8 protein-coding genes are annotated in these 7,234 nt (G+C 69.1%); 4 read left to right on the top strand and 4 right to left on the bottom strand.

What is annotated here, in order from left to right; all coding sequences use genetic code 11:
* Window positions 1–466, top strand: a 466-nt coding sequence (locus AC1D01_RS14970; protein WP_477867514.1) for a choice-of-anchor Q domain-containing protein, incomplete at its 5' end; no start/stop codon positions are given.
* A gap of 13 nt (window positions 467–479) precedes the next feature.
* Entirely contained in the window at window positions 480–1,688 is a 1,209-nt protein-coding gene (locus tag AC1D01_RS14965) for a metallophosphoesterase (protein ID WP_477867512.1), read from the top strand.
* A gap of 6 nt (window positions 1,689–1,694) precedes the next feature.
* Here AC1D01_RS14965 and AC1D01_RS14960 read toward each other — a convergent pair whose 3' ends face one another.
* Genes AC1D01_RS14960 through AC1D01_RS14945 form a run of 4 tightly spaced genes read right to left on the bottom strand, consistent with a single transcriptional unit; the run spans window position 1,695 to window position 5,080 of the window.
* Window positions 1,695–2,708 (bottom strand): TRAP transporter substrate-binding protein, encoded by a 1,014-nt coding sequence (locus AC1D01_RS14960; RefSeq protein WP_477867510.1) that lies wholly within the window; start codon window positions 2,706–2,708, stop codon window positions 1,695–1,697.
* 55 nt (window positions 2,709–2,763) lie between these two features.
* Window positions 2,764–4,056 carry a TRAP transporter large permease gene (locus AC1D01_RS14955; protein WP_477867508.1) on the bottom strand — a complete coding sequence of 431 codons (1,293 nt, stop codon included), beginning with the start codon at window positions 4,054–4,056 and terminating at the stop codon, window positions 2,764–2,766.
* The gene (locus tag AC1D01_RS14950; RefSeq protein WP_477867506.1) at window positions 4,056–4,577 is read right to left on the bottom strand and encodes a TRAP transporter small permease; all 522 of its coding nucleotides are present in this window, start codon (window positions 4,575–4,577) and stop codon (window positions 4,056–4,058) included. Before AC1D01_RS14950 ends, AC1D01_RS14955 begins: the two co-directional genes overlap by 1 nt.
* Complete coding sequence (locus tag AC1D01_RS14945; RefSeq protein WP_477867504.1) at window positions 4,574–5,080, bottom strand: gluconokinase; 507 nt, start codon at window positions 5,078–5,080, stop codon at window positions 4,574–4,576. Before AC1D01_RS14945 ends, AC1D01_RS14950 begins: the two co-directional genes overlap by 4 nt.
* Window positions 5,081–5,286: 206 nt before the next feature.
* On the opposite strand from AC1D01_RS14945, the gene gntR reads away from it, so the two are divergent.
* Complete coding sequence (gene gntR / locus AC1D01_RS14940) at window positions 5,287–6,333, top strand: HTH-type transcriptional regulator GntR (RefSeq protein WP_477867502.1); 1,047 nt, start codon at window positions 5,287–5,289, stop codon at window positions 6,331–6,333.
* Window positions 6,334–6,395: 62 nt separating this feature from the next.
* Window positions 6,396–7,234: HlyD family secretion protein (locus tag AC1D01_RS14935; RefSeq protein WP_477867500.1), on the top strand; the 839-nt coding region annotated here is incomplete at its 3' end.

Raw genomic sequence — 7,234 nt, 5'->3', positions numbered from 1 at the left:
CTGCTACAACACCGCCACCGCCGGGCAGGGCTCGATCTTCCTGTCGAACGAGTCGGAGGTCGGGCAGGCCGGCACCGGCGTCGAGATCGTCAACAACATCATCTACGGCTCGGGCAACCGGCCGGTGATCAAGGTCAACGCCGACGCGCTGACCGACTTCACGACGCTGCGCATCAGCGGCAACATCTACTGGACGAGCAACGGCGCGCCGACCTTCTCGCTGAAGGACACGCAGGTGCCGGCGGGCCAGTGGTCGACGCTGTACAACACCATCACCGGCCTGACCGACGCCAGCCGCGTGCTCGACCCGCAGTTCGCGAGCACCACCGGCGGCACCCCGCTGACGCTGAAGGCCACGAGCCCGGCGATCAACACGGGTGTGCCGACCGCCCTGGTGGCGAAGGACTTCCTCGCGAAGGCGCGCCCGCAGGGTGGCACGATCGACGTTGGTGCGTATGAATACTGATCGGAGCACGGTGATGCATCGCTTCTTCCACATCACGCTGGTGGTTCTCGCAGCCGTCGCGGCCTGCAGCGGCGGCGGTGGCGGCGACTCGGCCGAAGCCGCGCCCGGCACGCCCGGCACGCCGGGCACCGGCGACGGCACCGCGTTCAGCTTCCTGGCCTATGGCGACAGCCGGGCCGGCGGCGGCTGCGACGGCAACGCCATCCACATCAACCTGGTGAGCAAGATGGCGGCCGAGGCCGGCGCGGCCTTCGTCTTCAACACCGGCGACATGATCACCGGCTACGACAAGTCGACCAACTGGGTGCAGCGCGGCGATTGCGCGGCCGATGCCTCGAAGGGCAGCTTCAAGGAGATCATCGCGCCGCTGCAGAACAAGGCGCCGGCGGCCGGGCTGCCGGTGTACTACTTCCCGGTGGTGGGCAACCACGACGACAACTTCGGCGACGGCTGGTACCCCGACAAGTTCGGCAACGGCTTCTGCGACGTGTTCAGCCAGGCGACGGTGCAGAAGCTGGTGCCCAACCACACGCAGGCCAAGGCCTACTTCCAGGACTGGACGCGCCCCGACATCCAGCACCTGACCGACAGCGCGTTCTATGCATCGGCCTGCGCCAAGGTGCGCGGCGTGTATGCGGAGTTCATGTACTACTCGTTCGACTACAAGAACACGCACTTCACGGTGATGCACCTGAATTCGGACTACTACAACCTGATGGAGTGTTCGAACAACTGCAACGCGGCGAACGAGGGCAACTACGACTCGTACTACTACAAGCACCAGCTCGACTGGCTGCGTTACGACCTGGCGAAGGCGGCGGCCAACCCGGCGATCAAGAACACCATCGTGCTGACGCATGCGCCGCTGGTGACCTACTCCGACGGGCACGCGGCGAACGCGTCATGGAACACGCTGCTGCAGGAGTTCAGCAAGTACAAGGTGAAGATGGTGATCTCGGGCCACAACCACGTGTACGAGCGCTCGGTGCCGGTGTATGCCGACAGCRCGAACCCGGCGGGCGCGCGCGACGATGCGAAGGGCACGGTGTACGTGATCACCGGCGGCGGCGGCTCGGAGCTGGCCGGCTTCCGCGCGATCGGCACCTTGAATGCCAAGGCCACCGCCGCCAACCACTACCTGCGGCTGGACGTGAAGGACTCGACCATCACGGTGAAGGCGATCGGTGCCGATGGCAGCACCATCGACACCTTCACGCGCTGAGCGGCCTTACTTGCGCAGGCGCGCCAGTTCGGCCTGCGTTTCCTGCCACAGCTCCATGCCGATGTTCGCGCCGATGCCGGCATTCACCCGCGTCAGCTTGTCGCGCATGCGGCCGGCCTCGACCGCCGACAGCTCGTTGATCTGCATGCCCTTGGACTTCAGGTCGGCCAGCGCCTTGCCGGCTTCTTCACGCGTGTCCTTGCGCTCGAAATCGCGGCTCGCCTTCGCGGCATCGGCCAGCACCTTCTGCTCGTCCTTCGACAGGCCGTCCCACCACTTCTTGCTGACCAGCACGATCCACGGGCTGTAGACGTGGTTGGTGACGCTGAGGTACTTCTGCACCTCGAAGAACTTGCTCGACAGGATGGTGTTGTACGGATTCTCCTGGCCGTCCACCGTGTTCGTCTCCAGCGCGCTGAACAGCTCGGAGAACGGCAGYGGCACCGCGTTCGCGCCCAGCGTCTTGAAGCTGTCGAGGTAGACGTTGTTCTGCATCACGCGCAGCTTGACGCCGTTCAGGTCTTCCAGCTTCGTGATCGGCCGCTTGCTGTTGGTCAGGTTGCGGAAGCCGTTCTCCCAGTACGCGAGGCCGACCAGGCCCTTCTCCTGCAGCCTGGCATTCACCTTCTGGCCGATCGGGCCGTCGAGCACCGCATCGGCTTCCTTCGCGTTGTTGAACAGGAACGGCGTGTCCCACAGCGCCATCTCCTTCGTGATGCCGACCAGCGTCGCGGTCGAGCCGACCATCATCTCCTGCGCGCCACCGATCAGCGCCTGCTGCATCTGCACGTCCGGGCCGAGCGCGGAGGCGCCGATCGCGCGCACCTTCATCTTGCCGCCCGACGCGCGCTCGACCTGCTCGGCGAAGAACTTCGCAGCGCGGCCCTGGTTGCTCTGCTCGTTCAGCCCGTAGCCGAAACGGATCAGGCGCGGCTTGATGTCCTGTGCGAAGCCGGCGAGCGGCGCAGCCAGGGTGGCGGCCGCGGCGGCGGCCACGAGCGTACGGCGAATCATGTTCATGGTGTGTCTCCTCAGGGAATGAAGGAAGGAAAAGGGAAATCTCCGTGCGATGGCCTCAGCGCATCCAGTGCACCGGCGCGATCACGATCTGCGGGAACACGACGAACAGCGCGAGCAGCAGCACGTAGACCAGCAGGAACGGGTTGACGCCCTTGATCACGCTGCTCATCGGCAGCCGGCCGACGCCGGCCACCACGTTCAGCACCGTGCCCACCGGCGGCGTGATCAGGCCGATCGCGCCGTTCAGGATGAACATCAGCCCGAAGTAGACCGGGTCGATGCCGGCCTTCACCGCGATCGGCAGCATCACCGGGCCGAAGATCAGGATCGTCGGCGTCAGGTCGAGCGCGGTGCCGATCAGCACCAGCACGATCATCATCACCGCCATCAGCAGGCGCGGGCTCTCGACCAGCGGGCCCAGCCAGTTCGTCAGCACGCTCGGCAGGTCGGCGAGCGTGATCATGTAGCTCGCGACCTGCGCGCCGGCGCACAGGAACATCACGATGGCCGTGGTCTTGGCCGCGCGCACCAGCACGCCGCCGACCTCGGCGACGCGCATTTCGCGGTGCACGAACAGCGCCACCACCAGCGCGTAGAAGGCCGCGACCACCGCCGCCTCGGTCGGCGTGAAGATGCCGCTCTTCATGCCGCCGATGATGATGATCGGCATCAGCATCGCCCAGAAGGCCCGGGTGGTCGCCTTCACGCGCTCGCGCATCGGCAGCGGCGTGCCCTTCGGCAGCTCGATGCGGCGCAGCACCCACTTCCACGCGCAGATCAGCCCGACGCCCATCAGCAGCCCCGGCACGATGCCGGAGATGAACAGCGCCGAGATCGAGGTGTTGGTCGTCACGCCGTAGATCACGAACGGCATCGACGGCGGGATGATCGGCGCGATGATCCCGCCCGACGCGATCAGCCCGGCCGAGGTCGCCATCGGGTAGCCCTGCTGGCGCATCATCGGCAGCAGGATGGTGGCGAGCGCCGCGGTGTCGGCCAGCGCCGAGCCGCTCATGCTGGCCATCAGCACCGCCGCGCCGATCGCCACGTAGCCGAGGCCGCCGCGGATGTGGCCGACCCAGGCCTGCGCCATGTCGATGATGCGGCGGCTGATGCCGCCGGAGTTCATCAGCTCGCCGGCCAGGATGAAGAACGGCACCGCCAGCAGCGGGAAGCTGTCGATGCCGGCCACCAGGTTCTGCGCCAGCAGCTGGGTGTCCCCGAAGCCGAGCACCCAGGCCATGCCGGCCCCGGTGAGCACCAGCGCGAGCGCCATGTTCATGCCGATGCCCATCAGCAGCAGCATGCCGGCCGAGAAGACGATGAAGGCGAGACCTTCGGGCGACATCACTCGACCTCCGCGCCGTGGCCCAGCGCGATCGGCTGGTTCCGGATCAATTCGACGAGCGCCATCGCGCCGATCGCGAGCGCGCACAGGAAGGCCGGCAGTGGCAGCAGCGCCGCCGGGTAGCCGAGCACCACCGAGCGGCTGTCCATGCCGACCACCACCTGCTGCCACGCACCCCAGGCCAGCATCGCGCAGGCCGCCACGACCAGCACGCGGATCAGCACCGTGAGCAGCCGCAGGGCGAGCGGCTTGCGCTGCAGCGCGCCGAGCAGGCTGGTGAAGGCCATGTGCTCGCCCAAGGGGTAGGCGGCCGTCGCGCCGATGAACACCATCCACACGAACAGCAGCCGCGACAGCTCCTCGCTGGCCGCGACGCCACTGCCGAAGCCGTAGCGCAGCACGACGTTGATGAACACCGCCACCGCCATCACGCCCAGGCAGGCGCCCATCGCGAGGTTGGCGAGGCGCAGCAGCGGGTGCGGCCGCGCGGAAGCGGGCGCAGAAGAAGAGTCGGTCGTCATGGAGTCTCCGTGGCATGCAGCCAGGCCGAGATGCGGGTCTGCAGTTCGGCCAGCGGCGCGGTCGCGTCGACGCGCAGCACGCGCGGCTCGCCGACCGGGGATTCGAGCGTCTCGAACTGGCTGTCGACCAGGGTGGCCGAGAAGAAGTGCGCCGACGCCCGCGCGGTGACGCGCGCCAGCGCCTGCTCGCGCGTCAGCTCGAGGAACACGAAGCGCAGCGCCGGGGCCGCGGCGCGCAGCCGCTCGCGGTAGGCGCGGCGCAGGGCCGAGCAGGTGAGCACGATGCCCTGCGGGTGCGCCGCCAGCTCGCCGGCCAGCGTCGTCAGCCAGCCGTCGCGGTCGGCATCGGTCAGCGGGATGCCGCGGCTCATCTTGTCGCGGCTGGCCGCGCTGTGGTGATCGTCACCCTCCACCAACTGCAGCCGCTCGGCCTGCGCGACCACCGCGCCCACCGTCGATTTGCCGCACCCGGCCACACCCATCATCACCACCGAACCGATCATCTGCCGCCGCACGAGAAGAACTGGAAAACAAAACCTGGAGGCGCCGGGCCGCAAGCAACCCAGACAGCGCTGTCCTCCGCAGCAAGGCGGTGGATATCAGGGGAATCACTGCATCATCTTCGTTGCAGGACAGCGCTATCCTAGTGAACAATGATTCGCCCACCGATGCGGACTTTCCCTGATGGGGCCCGCTTGATCAACCCGCCATGACGACCGACGCCACCTTCACCAGCCCCACGCCTTCCCGCCCGCGCGCCACCGGCCGCGTGACGCTGGCCGACGTGGCGCGGCTGGCCGAGGTGAGCCCGATCACGGTGTCGCGCGCGCTGCGCGGCGAGCGCGCGGTGCACCCCGACCTGGTCGCGCGCGTCAAGAGCGCCGCGCAGCGCCTGGGCTACGTGCCCGACCCGGCGGCGCGCGCGCTCGCGTCGCGGCACAGCGCGCACGTCGCGGTGCTGATCCCGATGCTGTCGAACGCGCTGTTCGTCGACCTGCTCGAAGAGGTGCAGCGCACGCTGCGCGCCGCCGGCTACCAGAGCCTGATCGGCGTCACGCACTACGACATCGGCGAAGAGGAGCAGCTGCTGCGCGAGCAGCTGCAGCACCGCCCGGCCGGCCTGATGGTGACCGGCCTCGATCGCAGCGAGGCCACGCGGGCGCTGATCGCGCAGAGCGGCGTGCCCTGCGTGCACCTGATGGAGCTGTCGGAGGTGCCGGGCGTCTACAGCGTCGGCTTCTCGCAGGCCGATGCGGCGGCGGCGCTGACGCGCCACCTGCTGTCGCGTGGGCGGCGCCGCATCGCGTTCGCCGCCGCCCAGCTCGACCCGCGCACGATGCAGCGGCGCGAAGGCTGGCGGCGCGAGCTGAAGCTGGCCGGCGCCTACGACGCGACGCTCGAATGGCTGAACCCGGCGCCGTCGTCGCTCGCGCTCGGCGGGCAGATGCTGGAGCAGATCCTCGAGCTGAAGCGGCCGGTCGACGCGATCTTCTTCTGCAACGACGACCTGGCGCAGGGCGCGCTGCTGGCCGCGCTGCGGCTGGGCGTGGCGGTGCCGGAGCGCATCGCGGTCGCCGGCTTCAACGACCTGACCGGCAGCGACCAGATGCTGCCGGCGCTGACCACCGTGCGCACGCCGCGCGGCGAGGTGGGCGCGGCGGCGGCGCGCATGCTGCTTGCGCTGATGCGCGGCGAGAGCGTCGCGCAGCCGGCGGTGGATGCGGGTTATCAGCTGATGGTGCGCGCCAGCACCTGACGTTTTCTCCGGTACGCTTGCGCGTCCGGACCGTTCCGGCCCGCAACCGACCCCACGCCGTCGTGTCCGACCTGTTCCGCCGCCAGGCCATCGACCACCAGCGCCAGAAGTTCCACGGCGCCATCGTGCTGACGCGCAGCCCGCAACAGGCCGCGTGGACGGTGTTCTTCGTGCTGCTGGTGCTCGCGCTGGTCGCATTCGCGGCCACACAGGGCTTCGCACGCCAGGAAACCGTCGGCGGCGTGCTGCTGCCGAGCGGCGGCGTGCTGCGGCTGGTGGCACCGCAGGCCGGCGTGGTGCTGGCGGGCGGTGCCGCGCAGGGGCAGCAGGTGGCGGCCAACGCGCCGGTGCTGCGCTTGTCGGCTGAACAATCCAGTGCGCAGGGGCCGACGCAGTCGGCCGTCGCCGACTCGCTGAGCAGCCGCCAGCAGGCGCTGCGCGATGAACTGAAGCAGCAGGCCGAGCAGGCCCGCCAGCAGGCCGCCGCGCTCGATGCGCGCAGTGCCAACCTGGAGGCTTCGCTGAAGCAGCACGAGCGCGAGATCGCGTTGCAGCGCGAACGCGTCGCGGTGATGCTGGACATCGCCGCGCGCTACCCGGAGCTGGTGCGCTCGGGCGCGGTGTCGCCGGTCGAGGTGGCCGAGAAGAACGCCGAGGTGCTCGACCAGCAGTCGCGCCTGGCCACGCTGGAGCGCCAGCGGCTCGCGCTGCAGCAGGACCTGGCCGCCACCCGCGCGCAGCGCCAGGCCGTGCCGCTGCAGGCCGACCGCGAGGGCTCGCAGCTGCGGCGCGAATCGCAGGCGCTGTCGCAGCAGCAGGCCGAGAACGAGGCACGTAGGGCTCGCAGCTGCGGCGCGAATCGCAGGCGCTGTCGCAGCAGCAGGCCGAGAACGAGGCACGT

Source organism: Rhizobacter sp. P3_B12, assembly GCF_056402895.1.
Note: the sequence above shows the minus strand (reverse complement) of the source record. Positions and strands in the feature narration are given on the sequence as shown.